Raw genomic sequence first — 22075 nt, 5'->3', positions numbered from 1 at the left:
CGGGGTTTTTTTATGGCTGTTACTTACCGCCTGAAGTGCGACGCTGAAGCTGGTCGCGCAGATTCGGCGGTGTGCCTTTAATGGTCAGCGTGTCGGTGGCCGGGTCCCAGAAGATACGTTCCCCGAGCAGCATGGCATCAAAGTTAATGGTTAACCCACCGCCGCTACCGGCAAATTTCGTCAGCTGACGCAGCGTACTGCGATCCGCCGGGAAGCTCTCTTCCAGCTCATAGCCTTTTTCCGCAGTAAATTCCTGGAAGCTGACTTCGCTGACGCCTGCCAGCTCTTTGGACAGCGACTCCAGCTCAATCTCTTCTCCAGCCTGTAGCTGCTCGTTGCAGTAGCTGTAAACCTGCTGACGCACGGTCTGACGCTCAGATTTATCAAGCTGCGCCTCAGCCGTAAAGTCATCCACCGCCTGGAGGAGACCTTTGTTCTGCGCTTTGGCATTCAGCCCTTCGCTGGCGCCGAGGAAGTCCATAAAGAAATCCGCCACTTTGCGGCCCACGCGGCCTTTAAGGAAGGTCAGATAGCGCGTTGATTCCGGGTTGGTTTCCCATTCGGTTAAATCGATACGCGCCACAATATCCGCATGGTTGATATCCAGGTAGTGCGTTGAGCTGATATCCAGTTGCTCGTTCACGCGCATACTGCTTAAGTTATTCAGCACGGTGACCAGCAGATACTCTACCGCCAGATAGCGGTAGTGGCAGAACAGGACGATACCGCCATCGGCGAAGGGATATTTCGCCAGCTCGTCACGCAGACGGCCAGTAGCAGCGCGGCTGAATGCCAGGAAATCCTCTTCGCCCTGACGTTGCAGGCGCAGGCTATCCGCCAGTTCGCTCTCTTCGCTGAACAAGCCATAGGCTTTATTTTTCGCGCTGTAGACGCGATGCAACTCCGCCATCATCTCGACAACGGTAGGCGTTGGTTCCAGTAACGAATCGCGCAGCACCACTTCAAGGGTTTGCTCATCACGCTTGATAAGCTGGTGCAAGGCAATCTGGTTGATTTCCAGACTCATGATAAACTCTCCTTTTAGACCGGGCGGTATTCAACCACCACCAACGCATGTGTGCAACAGAAGATAAAAAAGGGGAAAAAAAGCTGTTGCTACGGTAATATGTCGCCCTTCTCTCAACAAACTGATTTTGATTTATGCCACAACATTCCCGCTACAGTGACGAACACGTTGAACAATTGCTCAGTGAGCTGGTCAACGTACTGGAAAAACATAAAACGCCAACCGATCTCTCCCTGATGGTTTTGGGAAATATGGTTACCAACCTGATCAATACCAGCGTTGCTCCGGCTCAGCGTCAGGCGATCGCCAAATCTTTCGCCCAGGCTTTGCAGTCCTCCGTTAGCGACGACCAGGCACACTAAGGGAAACGAACAACAGTTTATGGTGACGAATCGTCAGCGCTACCGTGAAAAAGTCTCCCAGATGGTCAGCTGGGGGCACTGGTTTGCCCTGTTCAACATTCTGTTGGCGATGGTGCTCGGCTGCCGTTATCTGTTTGTGGCAGACTGGCCAACCACGTTAACCGGGCGCATCTACTCGTGGATGAGTCTTGTTGGTCACTTTAGCTTTCTGGTCTTCGCCACCTATCTGCTGATCCTGTTCCCACTGACGTTTATCGTCATGTCGCAGCGGCTGATGCGCTTCCTGTCCGCCATTCTTGCGACGGCGGGCATGACGCTGTTGCTGATCGACAGCGAAGTCTTTACCCGCTTCCACCTGCACCTGAATCCTGTCGTCTGGGAGCTGGTGATTAACCCGGATCAGAACGAGACCGCGCGCGACTGGCAGCTGATGTTTATCAGCGTGCCGATTATCCTGCTGATCGAAATGCTGTTCGCCACGTGGAGCTGGCAAAAACTCCGCAGTCTGACCCGACGCCGCCATTATGCGAAGCCCGTCGCGGCGCTCTTTTTCGCCTCATTTATCGGTTCGCACCTGATGTATATCTGGGCAGATGCGAACTTCTACCGCCCGATTACCATGCAGCGCGCGAACCTGCCGCTCTCCTATCCGATGACGGCGCGTCGTTTCCTCGAAAAACACGGCCTGCTGGACGCGCAGGAGTATCAGCGTCGTCTGGTCGAACAGGGTAATCCGGAAGCGGTCAGCGTGCAGTATCCCCTGAGCGATCTGAAATATCGCGACATGGGCCGCGGTCAGAACGTGCTGCTGATTACCGTCGATGGCCTGAACTATTCCCGCTATGAGAAGCAGATGCCAGCGCTGGCTGAATTCGCTGAGAACAACATCGTATTCACTCAGCATATGAGCTCCGGTAATTCGACCGACGCGGGTATTTTCGGCCTGTTCTACGGCATTTCACCGAGCTATATGGACGGCGTGCTGTCGGCCCGTATTCCGGCGGCATTGATTACCGGGCTTAATCAGCAGGGCTACCAGCTGGGGCTGTTCGCCTCTGATGGTTTCAACAGCTCGCTGTACCGCCAGGCGCTGCTGTCTGATTTCTCACTGCCCGCCGCGCAGAGCCAGTCTGACGATCGGACCGCTGACCAGTGGATAGACTGGCTGAAGCGCTATGCGCAGGAAGATAACCGCTGGTTCTCCTGGGTTGCGTTTAACGGCACAACGCTTGATGACAGCAATCAGAAAGGCTTCGCGCGCCGCTATAGCCGTGCGGCGGGCGATGTCGATGCGCAGATCGGCCGCGTGCTGACCGCCCTGCGCGACGCGGGCAAGCTGGATAATACGGTCGTGATTATCACGGCGGGGCATGGCGTGCCGCTCGGCGAAGAGGCGAAGGGCATGGAGTGGTCGCGTCCGAACCTGCATGTTCCCCTGGTGATCCACTGGCCGGGCACTCCCGCGCAGCGCATCAACATGCTCACCGACCATAAAGACGTCATGACCACGTTAATGCAACGGCTGCTGCACGTCAGCACACCGGCAATTGAGTACTCGCAGGGACAAGACCTCTTTAGCGCCACGCGGCGTCATAACTGGGTCACGGCTGCTGGCGGAAACACGCTGGTGGTGACCACGCCGACGTTGTCCCTGGTGCTGAACAGCAATGGCAATTACCAGACGTATAACCTCGAAGGTGAGAAGCTGAAAGACCAGAAGCCGCAGCTCAGTTTGCTGTTGCAGGTGCTGACAGACGAGAAGCGCTTTATCGCTAACTGATTATTTATGAATCAGTTAGCGTTGCTTGCCCCTTGCATTCAAAAAGGAATCGAGTAGTATTCCTTTTATGCGTCGGCACGTAGCGCAGCCTGGTAGCGCACCGTCATGGGGTGTCGGGGGTCGGAGGTTCAAATCCTCTCGTGCCGACCAAAACTACACAAAAAAACCAGCCGCTTATGGCTGGTTTTTTATTGCCTGTCTCCGCATGCGCAATGCTTAGTGTTTTTCACGCCCACCGAGAAAGAAAATCCCCAGCGGAATCGCCAGCAGGACGGTAAACACCAGGCTGTAAACAAAGATCATCGCCGATTGCAGGACAAACATGCTGGTTGTCCAGGCAGAGAGCGGGATGTTGTACTGCTCAATCACACCGACAATGGTTGCTCGCCCCACGCATGCAGCAGCAATCATAAACACAACCAGTAACGCCAGCAGGAACTTGCGGCCTTCAGGTGTCTTCAGTTTTTCCCGTACCATCTCCCCTCCCTTTACAGATGAATAACAATAATTAACGCGTAAAATAACACGATTGCCGCATCGACTCCAACACAGCATTAAACACCAATAAATGAACATAAAAGCAGTGCATTACTCCGTTTAAAATGAAAACATGAGTAAATTGCGCCAACTATTCACGTGCTATATGTTAGTCTTTCCAGGATCGTTTTAACAAAAAGGAATGACAGTGAAAAACGCACCTAAATTTGCCATCGCCCTCATCGCCGCTGCGTGCGCCAGCACCAGTGCTTTCGCCAGCGAAACCCGGAAAGAGCAGCCGCTGGAAAAAGTTGCTCCGTATCCGCAAGCGGACAAAGGGATGAAGCGCCAGGTTATTCAGCTCCCGGCTCAGCAGGATGAAGCAAATTTCAAAGTTGAGCTGTTAATCGGCCAGACGCTGGAAGTGGACTGCAACCAGCATCGCCTGGGCGGCCAGCTGGAAAGCAAAACGCTGGAAGGCTGGGGCTATGACTACTATGTCTTCGACAAAGTAACCTCGCCAGTCTCCACCATGATGGCGTGCCCGGACGGCAAGAAAGAGAAGAAATTTATTACCGCGTATCTGGGTGATAACAGTCTGCTGCGCTATAACAGCAAGCTGCCGATCGTCGTATACACGCCGGAAAACGTGGATGTGAAATATCGCGTATGGAAAGCGGATGAGACGGTAGGACGAGCGGTAGTTCGTTAAAAATAAGTCGGGTGGCGCTCTCGCTTACCCGACCTGGAAAGGGTGCGTTCTGGTGCCCTCACCCCAACCCTCTCCCACCGGGAGAGGGAGAAAACACTAAAAACGGTAACGGATGTTACCGTTTTGCGTTTACCTTACAGCGCGATATCCGCTACCGGCTTGCTTTCCGCCTGAGGCTTCAGCTCTGCCTTAGGCGCAGCATCCGCAGCCTGCGGTTTGACGTATTGCAGTTGCAGAACGCGGCTGGTGTATTCCAGCTCTTGTTCCGTGGCTTCAACGTTACCGTTCAGCTTCGTACCGTAGGATGGAATAATGGTTTTCAGCTTCGCCTGCCATTCCGGGCTGGATACTTTGTCCTTAAACACTTTTTCCATCAGGTGCAGCATGATTGGCGCAGCGGTAGACGCCCCCGGAGATGCCCCCAGCAGCGCGGCAATGGTGCCATCCTTGTCGCTTACCACTTCGGTGCCCAGACGCAGCACGCCGCCCTCTTTCGGATCGCGTTTGATAATCTGCACGCGCTGACCCGCCTGCCACAGACGCCAGTCTTCTTTCTTCGCCTGCGGATAGTACTCTTTCAGCGCCTCGAAGCGTTCTTCATCAGAGAGCATCACCTGGCTAATCAGGTATTTCACCAGATCGAAGTTATCCAGCCCCACGTCCATCATTGGCTTAACGTTTGACGTCGTGGTCGCGCTCAGCAGATCCCACAGGGAACCGTTTTTCAGGAATTTGGTGGAGAATGTGGCGAACGGCCCGAACAGCACTACGCGCTTACCGTCCAGCATGCGGGTGTCGATATGCGGAACGGACATCGGTGGTGCGCCCACAGAGGCCTGACCGTACACTTTAGCCAGATGACGGTTAACCACTTCCGGGTTTTCCGACACCAGGAACTGGCCGCCGACCGGGAAGCCCGCGTAGTCGTCCGCTTCCGGAATACCGGACTCCTGCAACAGTTTCAGCGCCGCGCCGCCCGCACCGATAAACACGAACTTCGCCTTAATCACATGCTCGGCTTCGTTGTTTTTCAGATCGGCAACGGTCACGCTCCAGCTGTTATCCGCGTTGCGCTTGAAACCACGCACTTCGGAGCTGAGTTGCAGGTTAAAGTTCTCTTTTTTCTTCAGAGAGGACACCAGCTGACGGGTGATTTCACCGTAGTTAACGTCAGTACCAATTTCAGTGCGGGTCGCCGCTACTTTCTGGTTCGGATCGCGGCCTTCCATGACCAGCGGCGCCCACTCTTTGATTTGAGCGTGATCTTCAGAGTATTTCATCCCGCGGAAAAGCGTGCTCTGTTGCAGGGCAGCGTAGCGCGCGCGCAGGAAGTTGACGTTTTGATCGCCCCACACAAAGCTCATGTGCGGTACGGTGTTGATGAAGGAGTGCGGATTGTGCAACACACCGCTGTTCACCTGGTGAGACCAGAACTGACGTGAGATCTGGAACGCTTCGTTGATCTCTACCGCCTTCTCGATACTAATGGAACCGTCCTTTTTCTGCGGCGTATAGTTCAGTTCCATGAGTGCCGAGTGCCCCGTCCCGGCGTTGTTCCAGCCGTTAGAGCTTTCCTGTGCCACGCCATCGAGGCGCTCGACCATGGTCATGGACCAGTTCGGCTCCAATTCCTGAAGATACGTCCCCAGCGTGGCGCTCATGATGCCGCCACCAATTAAAAGGACATCCGTTTCCTGCTCTTTTGGTGCGTCAGCCTTCGCCGCCATCGAGACGGCGTTCAGCCCCACGGCCAGAGAAAAGAGCACGGCAGTCATTTTTTTCATCATTTATGCCTTAGTTGAATAGTGCTTGATGCGTGGAAATTACAGGTGAAACACGCTGCGGTGGCACGGTAGCAACTTTTAAATATTGTTTAAAGGTTACGAAATTATTGTAATTGTGAAATTTAATAATGGATTGTTTGTAGGGATTTGGCAGACAGGCTGGCACCCGACGATTTTCCTGGCTATCATGCTGCACTTTGTGATCGCGCGCACGGAAGCCTGCCCCTACCAGCGAATTGTTATGTCATTACCCCACTCGTCTGTACCTCAAGAAGGCCATGTCGCCACTGTTTTACGTTCGCCTCACCGTCTGATGCGCGAAACCCTGGCCGGTGTGATTACCGCGCTGGCGCTGATCCCGGAAGTGATTTCGTTTTCCGTGGTCGCGGGCGTGGATCCGAAAGTGAGCCTTATCGCCTCCGTGGTGCTCTGTTTCGCCCTTTCCCTGCTCGGCGGGCGTCCGGCCATGGTGACGGCGGCGGCAGGTTCCGTCGCGCTGGTGATTGGCCCGATGGTCCATCAACACGGCGTACAGTACATTCTGCCCGCGGTGGTGATGGCAGGCGTGATTCAGATCCTGTTCGGCGCGCTGGGTATGGCGCGGCTGATGCGCTTTATTCCCCAGTCGGTGATGACCGGGTTTGTTAACGCCCTTGGCATTTTGATTTTCTTTGCCCAGGTGCCCCATTTCTGGAGCCGAAGCCCGCTGATTGTGGGCCTGTTCGTGCTGACGCTGCTGATTGTGCTCTGGGTGCCACGCTATATCAAAAGCGTGCCCTCCCCGCTGATAGCCATTGTGCTGCTGACTTTGTTCACCGTCACCAGCGGGCAAATCCTGCCGACGGTAGGGGATGAAGGTTCCATGGGCGGCGGTTTGCCGGGCTTTACGCAACTGCTGGTGCCGCTCAATCTGGAAACCCTGAGCATCATCTGGCCGTGCGCGCTAAGTATCGCTTTCGTTGGCCTGCTGGAATCCTTGTTGACGGCAAAACTGGTGGACGAGCTGACCGCTACCCCCTCCAGTAAGCGCCGCGAGAGCATCGGACTGGGCGTGGGCAATATTATGGCCGGGTTCTACGGCGGCATTGCGGGCTGCGCGATGATTGGGCAGACCATCGTTAACGTGGAGATGGGGAAAGGCAGAAGCCGTATCTCCACCCTTGCGGCGGGCATCGTACTGCTGGTGCTGGTTACGGCGCTCAGCGAGGTGATGGCCAAAATTCCGATGGCGGTACTGGCGGGAATTATGGCTATTGTGGCCGTCAAGACCTTTAGCTGGCATAGCGTTCAGCCCGGAACGCTGAAAAACGCGCCGGTGGCTGAAACCGTCGTGATGCTGGTGACGGTTGTGGCAACGGTTTTCACCGGCAACCTGGCAATTGGCGTGCTGGGCGGGATTATGATGATGTTCATCCTCCCTGCCCGACTTAAGCAAAAAGCGCTGGCTACAGAAGAAAAATCGTCGCCAGTCCAAGAAAAATAAAGAAACCGCCGGTATCGGTAATGGCGGTGATCATCACGCTCGACCCCACCGCGGGGTCGCGCCCCAGCCGGGTCATGGTCAACGGGATAATCACGCCCATCATCGCCGCCACCAGCAGGTTCAGCACCATCGCCAGCATCATGACCCCGCCCAGCGCCATATCATCATACAGCCACCAGGTAATGCCGCCCATGATGCCGCCCCAGACCAAGCCGTTAATCAGCGCGACGCCCATCTCCCTGAAAATCAGCCACGAGAAATTACCCGGCTGTATGTTTTCCAGCGCCAGGGCGCGAACGATCATGGTGATAGTCTGGTTGCCGGTGTTCCCGCCGATCCCCGCCACAATCGGCATCAGCGACGCCAGGGCCACCAGCTGGGAAATGGTATGTTCGAAGCCGTCAATAACGCGGGACGCCACGAACGCGGTGCATAAATTGATGGCGAGCCACGCCCAGCGCGTTTTGACGGCCTTGCCGACGGAGGCATGAACGTCATCTTCGGCACTGATCCCGCCAAGGGCACGCAGGTCGTTATCGGTCTCTTCATAGACCACGTCAACGATCTCATCGATGGTCAGACGCCCCATCAGCTTGCCCACCGAATCCACCACCGCCGCGCTCACCAGGTCATCACGTTCGAAGGTACGCGCCGCTTTTTCGGCATCGTCTTCCGGCGAGAAGACCATCGGCTCGGTTTCCATGACCTCACTCACCCGCTGCTGGGTGCTGTTCAGCAGGATCGTTTTCAGCTCCAGCTCCCCGAGCAGAGTTTTATCCCGCGAGGTGACGAACAGTTTATCGGTGTTGTCCGGCATACTGCCCAGGCGACGAAGATAGCGCTGCACCGTACCCAGGGTGACGTCCGGGCGCACGGTGATGACGCCAAACTCCATGATCGCGCCGACGCTGTTTTTCTCGTAGTGCATCACCTGACGCACGCGCGCCCGCTCTTCAGCAGGCAGGGAAGCCAGCAGGCGTCCGGTCAGGTTGCGCGGAAGATGCTGAACGAGGTAAATCTGCTCATCGATATCCAGCGTTTGCAGGGCGTCAAGAATGTCCCGGTCGCTCATCTCATCGATAAGGTCATCCCAGACGTTTTCCGAGGCTTCAAGCAATACCTGACCGCGCTCGTGATCCTGCACCAGCCGCCACAGGGCGTGGCGCTCTTCGGAAGGCAATGCCTCCAGGGTGTCCGCCAGGTCCGGGGGCGGTAAATGTGCAACCAGCGCACCTACCTCAGCAATATCGTCGGCCAGCGTGCCGACATCATATTGCTCAGCCAGGGTTAGCTTACCCAATAACGTTGACGTGACCGCTTTATCGGTCGTCAGGAGCCAGATGAGCCGCGCACGCTCCTGGTCACGCTGCCTGGCGCTGTTTTTCTTTAATACCGACATCAATCATAAATCCATTAAATGAGTTGGCGTTAAGCATAGCGCGGGGATATGTAAATAAGAATAAACGGCGGGTCGGGATGGAGAAAAAAACGGCATATATGAAAAATTAGTGTGCCGGGCGCCACCCGGCACAATTGCAATCAGGCCGTACGCGCCACCGCGTCCCGTGACGCCGCATCGCGCTCATCGCCGGTCAGCTCGCTCAGCTTGCCGTCGCGCATCTCCAGCAGACGGTCGGCGTGAATGAAGTAGTGATCGTCATGGCTGATGGCAAAAATGGTTTTTCCCATCGCCTGCATCAGCGGCAGCAGGACCTGATAAAACTCGCGACGGAAGTGCGGGTCCTGATCGGCGGCCCACTCATCCAGCAGGATGATGTCACGCTCCTCGGCCAGGGCCAGCAGCAGCGCCACGCGCTTCTTCTGCCCTTTCGATAGTTTGAGATTCAGGATTTTGCCATCCTGTAGCTCCAGCTTGTGCGACATTTGCAGGTGCGCAAGCCACTTCTCCACCAGCGCCGGATCCGCCTGCTGCCCTTCCGGTCCCAGCAGCCGGTCGAACAGCCAGACGTCGGTAAATACCGCCGAGAAGAGCTTGCGGTAGTCCTCCGGTTTCTCCGCGCTCAGCGCTTTACCATCCAGCAAAATTTCACCCGCCTGCGGCTGGTAGAGGCCCGTCAGCAGCATCGCCAGCGTAGATTTGCCGCTGCCGTTGCCGCCGATAAGGAACAGCAGTTCGCCGCGATGAATGGTCAGGTTTATCGGCCCTACGGAGAAGGCGTTATCCTGATAGCGGAAGGTAACGTTACGCAGCTCCAGCGTTTGCCAGTTCGGGAAGGCCTGCGGGCGCGGGAACTCAGCCTTAAACGGCGCAAGGTCGAATTTCTTCAGCTTGTTGAAGGCCACCTGAGCGCTCAGCAGCGTCGGCAGTGCGCCAACGGCCGACAGCAGCGGCGTGCGTAAAAACAGCAGCGTCAGGGAGTAGGTTGCCGCCACATTGGTATCCGCCCACCCCAGGCTGTTCGCCATCCAGAACACCAGGCCAATCGCGCCAAGCATCATGATGTTGGACCAGTTCACAGCGCTCAGGTGGAACGTATCGGCGCGGATAATGTGATGACGATATTCGTGCGCATCCGGGATATAAAGATGGTTGAAGATATGCTCGGCACGCTCGCGGTTCAGCGTCAGCTCTTTGCGCCCTTCCAGCACCGTCTGATAATCGTTATAGAGCTTGTCTTCCGTTTCGCGCAGCACTGCCATGTGCTTATAGACGCGTGATACCAGCAGGAACCCGCCCCAGATGGTAATAACAATCCACAGCGCCGTTACCGCCAGCATTTTGCTGGAGAGCCAGGCGAGATAGGCTGCCGAGCCAAATGTCAGGATGATCCCCTGCACCAGCTCCGGCAGGCGCACAAAGGCGATGGTAATGGCGCGCACATCGCTGGTCAGCCCCGCCAGCAGAGAGGCACTTCCCAGCTGCTCGATGCGTTCCACCTGAGTATCAAGGATCCGTTTGATGAACTCACTGCGCAGACGGAAAACGAAATGGTGGCCGAGGGCGGTCAGCGCCAGCTGTGACCCGAGCGTGACTGCCATCAGCAGCAGCAGTAAACCCAGAAATTCCGGCAGGACGGAGAGTGACGTGTCTACCATTTCGATCAAACGCACGTTAATGAAGGCAATCAGGCCGATCCCCAGCGCCGCGCTGGCAAGGCTTAACGCCATCACCGCGATAAAAGGCCAGCGATACTGCCGCCAGACAAGAAGAAGTAGTTGCATGCAGAGCAATCCGGACAAGAAAAATCAGCCAGCAGTGTAAACTGCCTTTCACACACATCAAGAATAATTCTTATTTTTATTCTCTGTATGCCGCCTGACGGAACGTGAGGTTGTAGCGAAATGCCCCCGCCACCGGGTGATCGCCAGGTTTAAGCGGCTGAATACCGTGGTAAAAAAGCCGTGATTCACCGCCCCAGACCACCACATCACCATGCTCCAGCATCAGCCGTTTGAGCGGGTCGTTGCGCCGCAGGCCGCCAAACTGAAAGACAGCGGGCAGCCCAAGGGATACCGAGACGATCGGCGCGCGCAGGTCCGGCTCGTCCTTATCCTGATGCAAGGAGAGCTTTGCCCCAACGGCATAGCGGTTGATAAGACAGGCATCGGGTCGAAAATCAGGATAACCGGCCGCCACGGCGGCGTCATGACACAGCGCCTGAAACGCCTCCGGCATCGGCGGCCACGGCTGATCCGTCAGCGGATCGTTCGCGGCATATACATAGCCCCGCTCATTCGTCGCCCATCCCAGTTCGCCGCAGTTGGTCATCGCCACGGACATGGTATACCCGCCCGGCGTAACCATATGGCGAAACGGTGAACAAGCGGTAACGGCATCAATACCGTCGAACAGCGCCGCCGCGCGGGAAAGCGCGAAGCGTCTCAGGATCGTCGCCCCCGGCGCGAGCGGCTCGTGCCAGGGTTCAGCATCAGCAAAAAGATCGAGCATTATCCCTCCGGGTTGTTCGCCTCACGTTTCAACAATAGCATCTTACGCGCTGCGCCCCAGCGATAACCCGACAGCGCACCGTCGTTACGCACCACGCGGTGACAGGGGATGACTATCGCCAGTTTGTTGGCACCGCAGGCCCCCGCCACGGCACGTACGGCATTGGGTTTACCAATGGCCTTCGCCACCTGCTGATAGCTTGCCGTTTCACCGCAGGGGATATCCCGCAGCGCCTGCCAGACCTGCTGCTGGAAGGCGGTACCACGGATATCCAGCGGCAGCATCAGCGGCGTCGCGCGGCTGTCGACAGAGGCAATAACCTGCCGAACACGCCCGGCAAACGCGCCTTCCATCGGTTCACGGACGGCAAGCGGAAACAGTGACAGCAGCTCAGCCGTCAGCCCGGCGTCGTCATCACCCAGCAGTATTGCGCAGATCCCGCGCTCGCTTTCCGCCACCAGACAGCGGCTCAGCGAGCAGTCACTGATGGCATAGCGGACCGCAGCCTCTCCGTTGCGGTACTGTTTTGCCGTCATGCCCAGCGCGCCGTTGGCTTTACGGTAGTAGCTGCTGCCGTCCGGAAAGCCAGCGGCCAGTACGGCGTCGGTGATTTTACCGCCCTGTGCAAGCAGGGTGCGCAGGCGTTGTTCACGCGCGGCCTGCTGCCATGCTTTCGGCGTCATGCCGGTGACGGATTTAAACAAGCGGTGGAAATGGAACGGACTCATGGCAACCTGCTGCGCCAGTGCCTCCAGGTTCAGCGCGGCATCCTGTTCAAGCAGTCGACAGGCCAGCGCAATGTTGGCCTTTTTCTGCGCCATAGGGTCGACCTGGTCCGGCCTACAGCGCTTACAGGGGCGGAAACCCGCCTGCGCTGCCTGGTGAGCATCAGGATAAAAGCAGACATTTTTACGCAGCGCGTGGCGGGCGCGGCAGGACGGACGACAATAAATGCCGGTCGTCTGCACGGCAAAGACAAACTGGTTATCCGCACGCGGATCGCGGGCCAGTACGGCCTGCCAGCGATCCTCATCGGTAAGATAGGTTGTGTTTTTCATTATCGGCTCCTCTTACAAGCATACGCTCAGCTTGCCTGAACGCCACCGAACAAAAACCCGCAACCTTGCTTTTTAATTTTTTTCGCTCACCAGGAAGCTGTTGAACTGCGGCGAACTCCAGGTTTTAAATCCGTCAGCCTCTTTGGTGATCATATAGACGGCCAGCCCTTCCTGACGCACCACCTCTTTGGCCTTCTCCGTGCCGAGCACCATCAATCCGGTATCCCAGGCATCCGCTTCCAGCGCGGTTGGGGCTATCACCGTCACGGACACCAGGTTGTGGGTAATCGGGCGTCCGGTTTGCGGATCAATCACGTGCGAGATACGTTTGCCATCCAGCTCGTAATAGTTGCGGTAGCTTCCGGAGGTGCTTATACCGTGCCCGTTGATGTCGACAATCGCCTGCACCGCGTTCTGCTGATCGGTTGGTTTTTGGATGGCCACTCGCCACGGCCTGCCGCTGGCGTTCATGCCCCGGCTGACGAGCGCGCCCCCGACGGAAACCAGATAACGCGGAATGCCTTCCTGCGCCATCAGGGCCGCGAGATGATCCGCAGCATACCCCTCGCCTACCGTGGAGAGATCGACAAACAGGTCGGGAATATCTTTTTGCAGGTATTGCTGACCGTACTGGGAGATCACCGCCAGATGCTGTAACCCCGTACGGGCGCGGGCGTCGTCGATGGCGGCTTGATCGGGTGTAGTCACCGGCTGCTTGTTGGGGCCAAATCCCCACAGGTTCACCAGCGGCCCCACGGTCACATCCATTGCGCCGTTGGTTTTGTAGCCCACGCGCATGGATTCCGTGACGATATCGGCCATCGCTTCGCTCACCGGCCACAGCGAGGTGCTGCTGGAGCGATTGAAACGCATCAGCGCTGAGTCATTTTTATAGGTAGAGAGTAGCTGATCGTCGGCATCCAGCTGCGCCTGAATTTTACCGCGTAATTCTTCAGCGCGGGATTTATCAATATCCATCACGCTGACGCGCCAGAAGGTCCCCATGGTTTTCCCTTCCAGCACCGTCGCGGCGGGTGCGTCGATTTTTGCGGGCTGTGTGGAAGAGTCACACGCGGTCAGGAGTAAAAAAGTCGCCAGAACGCTGGCGCGTAAAAAAGTCATATCCATTGGTTATTATCCTCATGCCAGGGCGGCAAGAGTACACTAAAACAGCGTATTTGTAAGACCCTAAAAAAGCATGAAAAAAGGGGCCTGATGGCCCCTTTGTCGCTGTATGAGCAATTAGAACTGGTAAACCAGACCCAGCGCGACGATATCGTCAGTACCGATACCTGCTGCGCGAGTGAAGTCGTTCTCATCAACCAGGTTGATTTTGTAATCAACGTAGGTGGACATGTTTTTATTGAAGTAGTAAGTCGCGCCAACATCAACATATTTCAGCAGATCCTGGTCGCCGTAGCCGTTTTCCAGGTCCTTACCTTTAGATTGCAGGTACGCCACGGATGGACGCAGACCGAAGTCGAACTGATACTGCGCAACCACTTCGAAGTTCTGCGCTTTGTTAGCCCAGCCCAGGTCGCCCGCACGGGTCGCGTTGTAAGTCTGAGTATACTGTGCAGCCAGGTAGATGTTGTTCGCGTCGTATTTCAGACCACCGGTGTAGGTCTCTGCGCGATCGCCGTTACCGTAGGCCATGGCGTTCTGGTCATCAGTACGTTTAGAGCTGGTGACCGCCGTACCGAGTGCGAAGCCTTCGCCCAGATCGTAGGTCAGAGAGCCACCGTAGCCATCACCGTTCTGACGCAGTGCCTCACGACCGTTGTTGGTCTGGCCTTCGCCGCTTGGGCTGCCGTTTTTACCCTGGTACTGCAACGCGAAGTTCAGACCATCAACCAGACCGAAGAAGTCCTGGTTACGGTAGGTCGCGAAGCCGTTACCACGCTGCTGCATGAAGTTGTCAGAACCGTAGGTATCGCCGCCGAATTCCGGCAGAACGTCGGTCCAGGAAGTCACATCGTAAACAACGCCGTAGTTACGACCGTAGTCGAATGAACCCGCATCAGCGAATTTCAGACCTGCGAACGCCACACGCGTCCATGAGTTGTTTTCGTTCTCACCAGAGTTACCCTGGATCTGGTATTCCCACTGGCCGTAACCGGTCAGCTGGTCGTTAACCTGAGTTTCGCCTTTGAAGCCCAGACGCATGTAGGTCTGGTCGCCGTCTGCACTGTCGTCATCAGAGAAATAGTGCAGACCATCCACTTTACCGTACAGATCTAATTTGTTGCCGTCTTTGTTATAAATTTCAGCCGCATTTGCTGCGCCTGCCACCAGCAGAGCTGGTACCAGGAGGGACAGTACTTTAACTTTCATTTTATTAACCCTCTGTTATATGCCTTATTATTTACCACTGCTTACTGATCAACCCTCTTAACCAGTCGGCAAGTTCATTCTCCTCAAAAATGCAGAATAATCCAACAGGAATATGATACGAAAACTTTGAAGATGTTTCACTTTACCATCAACATGTTTCAATTTGTAAATTTGAAGGAACTTTTACAGAGCATAAATAGTTTAAAAATATAGCACGGATAATCAAAACAAAAATATATTCTATTTAATACAAGTGATTAGCTTAAAAAACGGTACAGCACTGAATGACAAAAAAATTCCCTTCAACACCACTAAAATAACTCTCGCTATCATCATTAACTTTATTTATTACCGTCATTCAGTTCTGAATGTCTGTTTATCCCTAATTGAACCGGATGCTTCGCATTCGGTTTTTTTTACCTTTCTTTACGTCAGCCTACATTTTATGTGCTACCCCTCAGAAATGATAACGACTATTAACTAAATCCAGATTCCGGCTTTCGCTGAATTCTTTTTTATGCTATTGAAATTAATTTCTTGTTTATTCGTGCTATTTTCCTGCCGGTGCGATCGCGTATTTATACATTTCACGGGGTTTTGTACACCTTTCATCCGGGGACGTTGAAGCCGGTTACCCGGATAAAAAGTCAAGGTCATACCGTTAACGACGCTGGAAATTCAGTTATTACCCTTTATACTGCCCTATCCCATTACCGCGCGGCCATTACGGGTTAAACACATCGATGAGTCAGACTGAAACTACCGCCCCGAGCAAATTCTCCCTTCTACCGGGCAGCATCACCCGTTTCTTTCTTCTGTTGATCGTTGTGCTGTTAGTCACAATGGGGGTGATGGTTCAGAGCGCCGTTAATACCTGGCTTAAAGATAAAAGCTATCAAATCGTCGATATCACCCATGCGGTGCACAAGCGCATTGATACGTGGCGCTATGCGACCTGGCAAATCTACGACAATATCGCTGCCGCGCCTGCCACCTCGTCAGGCGAAGGGTTGCAGGAAACGCGCCTTAAGCAGGATGTGTATTACCTTGAAAAACCGCAGCGCAAGACGGAAGCCCTGATTTTCGGCTCGCACGACAGCGCAACGCTTGAGATGACGCAGCGGATCTCCTCCTATCTGGACACCCTGTGGGGCGCCGAGACCGTACCGTGGTCAATGTATTACCTGAACGGTCAGGACAACAGCATGATCCTGATCTCAACCCTGCCGCTTAAGGATCTCTCCTCCGGCTTTAAAGAGACCACCGTGGGCAGTATTGTGGATTCCCGTCGGGCAGAAATGCTGCAACAGGCCAACGCGCTGGACGAGCGAGAAAGTTTCTCGTCACTACGCCGTCTTGCCTGGCAGAATGGCCACTACTTTACGCTGCGAACCACTTTTAACCAGCCGGGCCATCTGGCGACCGTGGTTGCCTTCGACCTGCCGATTAACGATCTCATCCCACCGGATATGCCGCTGGACAGTTTCCGTCTGGAGCCAGACAACAGCACCCAAAATATGCGCACGCCGTCGGATAAAGAAGGCGCGGACAGCGTAGCGATCTCCTTTAATGGCTCAAAGATTGAGATTGCCTCATCGCTCAACTCAACCGGTATGCGTCTGGTGTGGCAGGTGCCTTTTGGCACCCTGATGCTTGATACTCTGCAAAACATTCTGCTGCCGCTGTTGCTGAATATTGGCCTGCTGGCGCTGGCGCTGTTTGGCTACAGCACCTTCCGCTTCCAGTCGGGCCGCCAGAGCGACTCGACGTCGGTATCAGCCGGGACCAGCAACGAGTTGCGCATTCTTCGTGCCCTGAATGAAGAGATTATTTCCGTGCTGCCGCTTGGGGTGCTCGTTCACGACCAGGAGGCTAACCGCACGGTAATGAGCAATAAAATTGCCGATCACCTTCTGCCGCATCTTAACCTGCAAAATATTACGGCCATGGCGGACCAGCACCAGGGCGTTATTCAGGCCACCGTTAATAATGAACTGTATGAGATCCGTCAGTTCCGCAGTCAGGTCGCCTCGCGCACGCAAATCTTCATCATTCGCGATCAGGATCGCGAAGTGCTGGTGAATAAAAAGCTCAAGCAGGCGCAAAGGCTGTACGAGAAAAACCAACATGGCCGCGCGGCGTTTATGCAAAATATTGGCGATGCCTTTAAACAACCGTTGAAGTCACTCGCCACGCAGATTGCTGATCTGAGCACGCCGGAAAGCCGACAGCTCAGCAGCCAGGCCGACTCCCTGGTTCGTCTGGTGGACGAAATCCAGCTTGCGAACATGCTGGAGAATGACATCTGGAAGGGCACCCCTACGCTCTTCTCCATCCAGGACCTGATTGATGAGGTGGTGCCGGAAGTCCTGCCGGTGATCAAGCGCAAGGGACTCCAGCTGCTGATCAACAACCATTTACCGGCCAACGACGAACGTCACGGCGATCGCGATGCCCTGCGTCGCATCCTGATGATGTTGATACAGTATGCCGTCACCACGACGCAGATCGGCAAGATCACCCTTGAAGTCAGCACCGATGAGTCCACCGACGATCGTCTGACGTTCCGCATTCTGGATACGGGCGAAGGCGTCACAGTGAGCGAAATTGATAACCTGCACTTCCCGTTCCTGAACGATACCCAGCGCGACCACTACGGTAAGGCGAATGCCCTCACCTTCTGGCTCTGCGATCAGCTGGCGCGTAAGCTGGGCGGTCATCTGAACATTAAGGCCCGCGAATCCCTCGGCACCCGCTACTCTTTACACGTGAAAATGGCGGCGAATCCCCAGGAAGAGGATGAAGAGCGTCTGCTGGACGATGTGGTGGTGATGGTGGATGTGACCTCCAGTGAGATCCGAAATATCGTCGTTCGTCAGCTGGAAAACTGGGGGGCGTCCTGCATTACCCCGGACGAAAGGCTCGCGAGTCAAGAATTTGATCTATTTTTAACTGATAATCCGTCTAATCTTACTGCCTCAGGCTTGCTTTTAAGCGATGATGAGCCAGGCGTGCGGAAAATCGGCCCTGGGCAGCTGCGCGTCAACTTTAATATGAGCAATGCAATGCAGGAAGCTGTATTACAACTGATTGAAGAGAATCTGGCGCAGGAAGAGATCCTGGAGTCACCGTTAGGCGGCGATGAAAATGCCGAACTCCATGCCAGCGGATATTATTCGCTCTTCGTTGATACAGTACCAGATGATGTTAAGCGGTTGTATACTGAGTCCGCTGCGCAGGATTTTGCAGCGCTGGCACAGACAGCACACCGGCTTAAAGGGGTGTTTGCCATGCTTAATCTGGTTCCCGGCAAGCAGTTATGTGAAACGCTGGAACATCTAATTCGTGAGAAAGATGCCTCTGGCATTGAAAAATACATCAGCGACATTGACGCTTACGTCAAGAGCTTGCTGTAGCAAGGTAGCCTTATACATGAACAATATGAACGTAATTATTGCCGATGACCATCCGATTGTACTGTTCGGTATTCGCAAATCACTTGAACAGATCGAGTGGGTGAATGTAGTCGGTGAATTTGAAGATTCCACAGCCCTCATTAACAATCTGCCTAAACTTGATGCGCACGTGCTCATTACCGATCTCTCCATGCCTGGAGATAAGTACGGTGATGGGATCACGCTCATCAAATACATTAAACGCCACTTCCCGGACATTTCGATCATTGTTCTGACCATGAACAATAACCCAGCGATCCTGAGCGCCGTTCTGGATCTCGATATTGAAGGGATTGTGCTGAAACAAGGCGCACCTACCGATCTGCCAAAAGCGCTGGCGGCGCTACAGAAAGGGAAGAAATTCACTCCTGAGAGCGTCTCACGCCTGCTTGAAAAAATCAGCGCGGGTGGCTATGGCGACAAGCGTCTTTCGCCTAAAGAGAGTGAAGTTCTGCGTCTGTTCGCTGAAGGTTTCCTGGTCACTGAAATCGCCAAAAAGCTGAACCGCAGTATTAAAACCATCAGTAGCCAGAAAAAATCCGCAATGATGAAGCTGGGTGTGGATAACGATATCGCCCTGCTGAACTATCTCTCTTCCGTGACGCTGAGCGCAACGGACAAAGATTGATCTTCGCTGTCTACGCCGGGTGGCGCTCGCGCTTACCCGGCCTACAGCCGCCGGAGAAATAAAAAAGGCCCTTTCGGGCCTTTTTTATTGTCTCGCTTTTCGTACCCGCTCCGCATACACGGATAGCGTCTGCTTCAGTACATCCAGCGTGACCGGCTTCGACAGGCAGCTGTCCATTCCCGACTCCAGACAGCGCTGCTTCTCCTCCGCCAGCGCGTTGGCTGTCACCCCTACCACCGGCAGCGTCAGCCCCAACTGTCGGATACGCTGCGTCAGACGGTAGCCGTCCATGTTAGGCATGTTCACATCGCTGAGCACAATATCAATATGGTTCTTACTTAAGACATTCAGGGCATCCACGCCATCATTGGCCGTTTTACACTGATAGCCCAGAGAGCCAAGCTGATCTGCGAGCAGACGACGGTTAATCGGATGATCGTCGACGACCAGAATCATCATATCGTCGTTCATCGACGCCAGCTCATCAGGGGAAGCCAGCACGGTGGCGCCGTCGCTGTCCTCAAGCTGCACGCTGTAAATACGCGCCAGCAAGCCCAGCAGCTCGTGCGGTGTCGCCACGCTGTGCACCCATACCCCAGGCGAACGCTCAAGCGGAATACCGATATGACGGCGGCAGAACATCACTACGCCGCGCCCCGCCCACGCCTGCTCCGGCTCAACGTCGGTGATCAGCATGTCATCCGCGTCCGGCGTCTGGCCTTCGTAGCGTGAAACCCGCACACCGCTGCTGGTCAGCATCGAGGTCAGGAAATCATGTAAGGAGGCGTTGTGCACCGCCAGCCAGCAGTGCTTATCGCTCAGCCCGTCGACGGTGGTTTTCGCCGGATAGTGCGCCGAATAGAGCGGAATACGAATGGTGAACTGGCTGCCCATGCCTGGCTCTGTATCGACGGAGATATCTCCATCCATCATACTGATAAGCTTCTCGCAAATCGCCAGACCTAGCCCGGTCCCCTGGAAATTACGCTGGACGCCGGTTCCCACCTGGAAGAACGGATCGAACAGGCGAACGACCTCTTTCGCCGGAATGCCAACACCCGTGTCGCGCACGCGAATGGTCAGGTACTCCCCTGCCCGACAGACGTGCAGCACAATACAGCCGATATCGGTAAATTTGATGGCGTTGCTCAGCAGGTTTGAGATGACCTGTTGCAGACGCATCGGATCGCCATGCAGCGTCAGCGGCACATCCGGCTCGATAAAGCAGTACAGCCCAAGCTGTTTACGCACCACCAGCGGCAGGTAGTTAGCGCAGATATGGTTCATCACTTCGCGCGGGGAGAACTCGCGCGGCTCTATTTTCAACTGCTCGGATTCAATTTTAGAGAAATCGAGAATATCGCTGATGATTTTCAGCAGCAGGCTGGACGAGTTGTTCATGGCCGTCACCAGCCGGTCGACCCCTTTCGGCAGCTCTTTGGTCTGGAGCAGGTCGAGGTTACCGATAATGCCGTACAGCGGCGTTCGCAGCTCATGGCTGACGGTCGCGAGGAACATCGATTTCGACTGACTGGCCTGCTCCGCCGCCTGCGCCATATCCTGCAATGACTCTTCCATTTTCACGCGCGCAGAGACGTCCACCAGCACGCAAATGGCCACGTTTTCATTGCGGTAGCGAGAATGGACGAAGCTGATTTGCAGGTTGGTGTGGGTGCTGGTCAGCACATCCACAAAGTTAACCTGCTGACCGCAGATGATCTGCGTTAACCGCTGGCGGTCTTCATGCGTGAGCATGTTCAGGTAGTTATGGGCAAGCTCGTTACTGAGGATATTTGTCCCGTCCTGAGTACGCAGGATGCAGATCCCTACCGGCGCCGAGGCGACAATTTTACGGTTAAACTGCTCATGCTCTTCCAGACGCTGAGCATCCGCTTCCGCAGGAATAAAGATCCGCCGCTCATACATTCTCGCCAGCATAAACAGCGCGACGCCTACCGCGATGTTTAGCAAAATGGCGTTAAGGATCAGGATGCGAATGCGCTCCAGGACCTTGTCCACCGGCAGCGAGTAGACAATGCTCAGCGACGATGGCGGTAAACTTTTCTTCAGCACCAGCTCGCGGAACCCGGAGGTATAGCCAAACCATGACCGCTCCTGCATCCAGCTGGGTTCCACCTTCAGGCGGTTTTCAGGCCCGGTAAGGGAGATGAGCGGATGGCCGTTTTCATCCAGAATGGTCACGCCCATCGGCAGACTGCCCGGCGTGAAGAAGTTTTCCATACGGATGGTTTGTTCAATCCCCAGCAGCGCTTGCAGGCGGTTTCCGAGGTAAACCGGAGTCAGGGCATAGAAATAGCCGACGCCCATGCGCGGCCCCTGGCTTATCCAGAAGATGTTGTTCCCGCGCTCTTCCTGAGGCGCATTGCGGTATTTCACTATACGCTCATGCAGACTTTTCAGCGCGTCTTCGCGTTCGACGGGCATATCCCGCAGGCCGAAATCCGCCATGCAGAGATTTTCGTTGCCAATCAGGTAGACACGGTTCAGATCGTAGGCGGCCGAGAAATTATCGCGCCAGTAGCGCATAAACCATGAGAGGGACTCCAGTGAACCACGCCAGGCTTTGCTCATGGCGGAACAATCGGAGTCCGGGAAGAGCGGTTCGAAATCAGGTACTTCGGTTTTTTCATCCCGACCGCGGATAGCAAGAATGCCGTTCTCCGCCGTGAGTCGATTCTCAGCAATATACTTAAGCTCTTTCATCACGTCAGACGTGCGCTGGATATAGCGCTGAGCCTGATCCGAGCTTAAGTTAAACTCCTGGCGGATCTCCGCTTCTTTCTGGTGTAACGCGTTAACGATGTAAAACACCGAGAGCAGTGCCACCAGCAACCATAGCAGTAGCGCAAGCGCCCGAAACAGATAGCGAGAGACTTTTAACGTGGTACGAAAGGAGACGAGGTATTTCAAAGGGGCGAGGCTCCGCCGTCGGGGTCAAAAAGAATGTGGTTAAGGTAGCGGTAAACGCGGCTTGTCGCAACGTTCACTTGTCTGCTTGCGCAAAACAAAAGGGCCGGAAACCGGCCCTTTACGCGTCAGGAGAC

The 22075-nt window shown here is 55.1% G+C and carries 16 protein-coding genes and 1 tRNA gene; 7 read left to right on the top strand and 10 right to left on the bottom strand.

Annotated features, from left to right (window positions below):
* Positions 1 to 19: 19 nt before the first annotated feature.
* Positions 20 to 1027: a nucleoid-associated protein YejK gene (yejK, locus tag H2Z33_RS16050; protein WP_017693031.1), complete on the bottom strand. Its 1008-nt coding sequence runs from the start codon at positions 1025 to 1027 to the stop codon at positions 20 to 22.
* A gap of 134 nt (positions 1028 to 1161) precedes the next feature.
* On the opposite strand from yejK, the gene H2Z33_RS16045 reads away from it, so the two are divergent.
* The 3 genes from H2Z33_RS16045 (at position 1162) to H2Z33_RS16035 (ending at position 3319) form a co-directional block, all read left to right on the top strand.
* Positions 1162 to 1389 (top strand): YejL family protein, encoded by a 228-nt coding sequence (locus tag H2Z33_RS16045; protein ID WP_001135586.1) that lies wholly within the window; start codon positions 1162 to 1164, stop codon positions 1387 to 1389.
* A 19-nt stretch (positions 1390 to 1408) separates the two neighbouring features.
* Entirely contained in the window at positions 1409 to 3169 is a 1761-nt protein-coding gene (gene yejM / locus H2Z33_RS16040) for an LPS biosynthesis-modulating metalloenzyme YejM (RefSeq protein WP_047717195.1), read from the top strand.
* 73 nt (positions 3170 to 3242) lie between these two features.
* A tRNA-Pro gene (locus tag H2Z33_RS16035) sits at positions 3243 to 3319 on the top strand.
* A 66-nt stretch (positions 3320 to 3385) separates the two neighbouring features.
* Here H2Z33_RS16035 and H2Z33_RS16030 read toward each other — a convergent pair.
* Positions 3386 to 3646, bottom strand: coding sequence for a DUF2534 family protein (locus H2Z33_RS16030; protein WP_006811332.1), 261 nt, complete (start codon positions 3644 to 3646; stop codon positions 3386 to 3388).
* A gap of 202 nt (positions 3647 to 3848) precedes the next feature.
* On the opposite strand from H2Z33_RS16030, the gene eco reads away from it, so the two are divergent.
* Entirely contained in the window at positions 3849 to 4358 is a 510-nt protein-coding gene (eco, locus tag H2Z33_RS16025; protein WP_032669458.1) for a serine protease inhibitor ecotin, read from the top strand.
* A 134-nt stretch (positions 4359 to 4492) separates the two neighbouring features.
* Here eco and mqo read toward each other — a convergent pair whose 3' ends face one another.
* Complete coding sequence (mqo, locus tag H2Z33_RS16020; RefSeq protein WP_032103229.1) at positions 4493 to 6142, bottom strand: malate dehydrogenase (quinone); 1650 nt, start codon at positions 6140 to 6142, stop codon at positions 4493 to 4495.
* Positions 6143 to 6329: 187 nt separating this feature from the next.
* On the opposite strand from mqo, the gene H2Z33_RS16015 reads away from it, so the two are divergent.
* Complete coding sequence (locus H2Z33_RS16015) at positions 6330 to 7625, top strand: SulP family inorganic anion transporter (protein WP_040118313.1); 1296 nt, start codon at positions 6330 to 6332, stop codon at positions 7623 to 7625.
* Here H2Z33_RS16015 and mgtE read toward each other — a convergent pair.
* The 6 genes from mgtE to H2Z33_RS15985 form a co-directional block, all read right to left on the bottom strand.
* Entirely contained in the window at positions 7588 to 9024 is a 1437-nt protein-coding gene (gene mgtE, locus H2Z33_RS16010) for a magnesium transporter (RefSeq protein ID WP_006811337.1), read from the bottom strand. The genes H2Z33_RS16015 and mgtE overlap by 38 nt on opposite strands.
* 140 nt (positions 9025 to 9164) lie before the next feature.
* Positions 9165 to 10808, bottom strand: a complete 1644-nt coding sequence (locus H2Z33_RS16005; protein ID WP_017383408.1) for a multidrug ABC transporter permease/ATP-binding protein — start codon at positions 10806 to 10808, stop codon at positions 9165 to 9167.
* A 76-nt stretch (positions 10809 to 10884) separates the two neighbouring features.
* Complete coding sequence (alkB, locus tag H2Z33_RS16000; RefSeq protein WP_003859395.1) at positions 10885 to 11535, bottom strand: DNA oxidative demethylase AlkB; 651 nt, start codon at positions 11533 to 11535, stop codon at positions 10885 to 10887.
* Positions 11535 to 12593: a bifunctional DNA-binding transcriptional regulator/O6-methylguanine-DNA methyltransferase Ada gene (gene ada / locus H2Z33_RS15995; protein ID WP_063134528.1), complete on the bottom strand. Its 1059-nt coding sequence runs from the start codon at positions 12591 to 12593 to the stop codon at positions 11535 to 11537. The genes alkB and ada overlap by 1 nt, the downstream gene beginning before the upstream one ends.
* 72 nt (positions 12594 to 12665) lie before the next feature.
* The gene (apbE, locus tag H2Z33_RS15990; RefSeq protein ID WP_015572290.1) at positions 12666 to 13721 is read right to left on the bottom strand and encodes an FAD:protein FMN transferase ApbE; all 1056 of its coding nucleotides are present in this window, start codon (positions 13719 to 13721) and stop codon (positions 12666 to 12668) included.
* A 114-nt stretch (positions 13722 to 13835) separates the two neighbouring features.
* Complete coding sequence (locus H2Z33_RS15985) at positions 13836 to 14927, bottom strand: porin OmpC (RefSeq protein WP_017693024.1); 1092 nt, start codon at positions 14925 to 14927, stop codon at positions 13836 to 13838.
* 743 nt (positions 14928 to 15670) lie between these two features.
* Here H2Z33_RS15985 and rcsD point away from each other — a divergent pair.
* Together rcsD and rcsB are read left to right on the top strand one after the other, a co-directional pair.
* Positions 15671 to 18343: a phosphotransferase RcsD gene (rcsD, locus tag H2Z33_RS15980; protein WP_017383411.1), complete on the top strand. Its 2673-nt coding sequence runs from the start codon at positions 15671 to 15673 to the stop codon at positions 18341 to 18343.
* Between the two features lie 16 nt (positions 18344 to 18359).
* Complete coding sequence (gene rcsB, locus H2Z33_RS15975; protein ID WP_003859405.1) at positions 18360 to 19010, top strand: response regulator transcription factor RcsB; 651 nt, start codon at positions 18360 to 18362, stop codon at positions 19008 to 19010.
* Between the two features lie 84 nt (positions 19011 to 19094).
* Here rcsB and rcsC read toward each other — a convergent pair whose 3' ends face one another.
* Positions 19095 to 21941 carry a two-component system sensor histidine kinase RcsC gene (gene rcsC / locus H2Z33_RS15970; RefSeq protein ID WP_063134529.1) on the bottom strand — a complete coding sequence of 949 codons (2847 nt, stop codon included), beginning with the start codon at positions 21939 to 21941 and terminating at the stop codon, positions 19095 to 19097.
* Between the last annotated feature and the right edge of the window lie 134 nt (positions 21942 to 22075).

The organism is Enterobacter sp. YSU, assembly GCF_016082135.1.
Taxonomy (GTDB): Bacteria; Pseudomonadota; Gammaproteobacteria; order Enterobacterales; family Enterobacteriaceae; genus Enterobacter; species Enterobacter hormaechei_C.
This window is presented reverse-complemented; position numbering and strand designations above follow the sequence as displayed.

Bases quoted from the DNA above. Each gene is read 5' to 3' on its own strand.
- yejK (WP_017693031.1), bottom strand. From the start codon at position 1,027: ATGAGTCTGGAAATCAACCAGATTGCCTTGCACCAGCTTATCAAGCGT.
- H2Z33_RS16045 (WP_001135586.1), top strand. From the start codon at position 1,162: ATGCCACAACATTCCCGCTACAGTGACGAACACGTTGAACAATTGCTC.
- yejM (WP_047717195.1), top strand. From the start codon at position 1,409: ATGGTGACGAATCGTCAGCGCTACCGTGAAAAAGTCTCCCAGATGGTC.
- H2Z33_RS16030 (WP_006811332.1), bottom strand. From the start codon at position 3,646: ATGGTACGGGAAAAACTGAAGACACCTGAAGGCCGCAAGTTCCTGCTG.
- eco (WP_032669458.1), top strand. From the start codon at position 3,849: ATGACAGTGAAAAACGCACCTAAATTTGCCATCGCCCTCATCGCCGCT.
- mqo (WP_032103229.1), bottom strand. From the start codon at position 6,142: ATGAAAAAAATGACTGCCGTGCTCTTTTCTCTGGCCGTGGGGCTGAAC.
- H2Z33_RS16015 (WP_040118313.1), top strand. From the start codon at position 6,330: ATGCTGCACTTTGTGATCGCGCGCACGGAAGCCTGCCCCTACCAGCGA.
- mgtE (WP_006811337.1), bottom strand. From the start codon at position 9,024: ATGTCGGTATTAAAGAAAAACAGCGCCAGGCAGCGTGACCAGGAGCGT.
- H2Z33_RS16005 (WP_017383408.1), bottom strand. From the start codon at position 10,808: ATGCAACTACTTCTTCTTGTCTGGCGGCAGTATCGCTGGCCTTTTATC.
- alkB (WP_003859395.1), bottom strand. From the start codon at position 11,535: ATGCTCGATCTTTTTGCTGATGCTGAACCCTGGCACGAGCCGCTCGCG.
- ada (WP_063134528.1), bottom strand. From the start codon at position 12,593: ATGAAAAACACAACCTATCTTACCGATGAGGATCGCTGGCAGGCCGTA.
- apbE (WP_015572290.1), bottom strand. From the start codon at position 13,721: ATGGATATGACTTTTTTACGCGCCAGCGTTCTGGCGACTTTTTTACTC.
- H2Z33_RS15985 (WP_017693024.1), bottom strand. From the start codon at position 14,927: ATGAAAGTTAAAGTACTGTCCCTCCTGGTACCAGCTCTGCTGGTGGCA.
- rcsD (WP_017383411.1), top strand. From the start codon at position 15,671: ATGAGTCAGACTGAAACTACCGCCCCGAGCAAATTCTCCCTTCTACCG.
- rcsB (WP_003859405.1), top strand. From the start codon at position 18,360: ATGAACAATATGAACGTAATTATTGCCGATGACCATCCGATTGTACTG.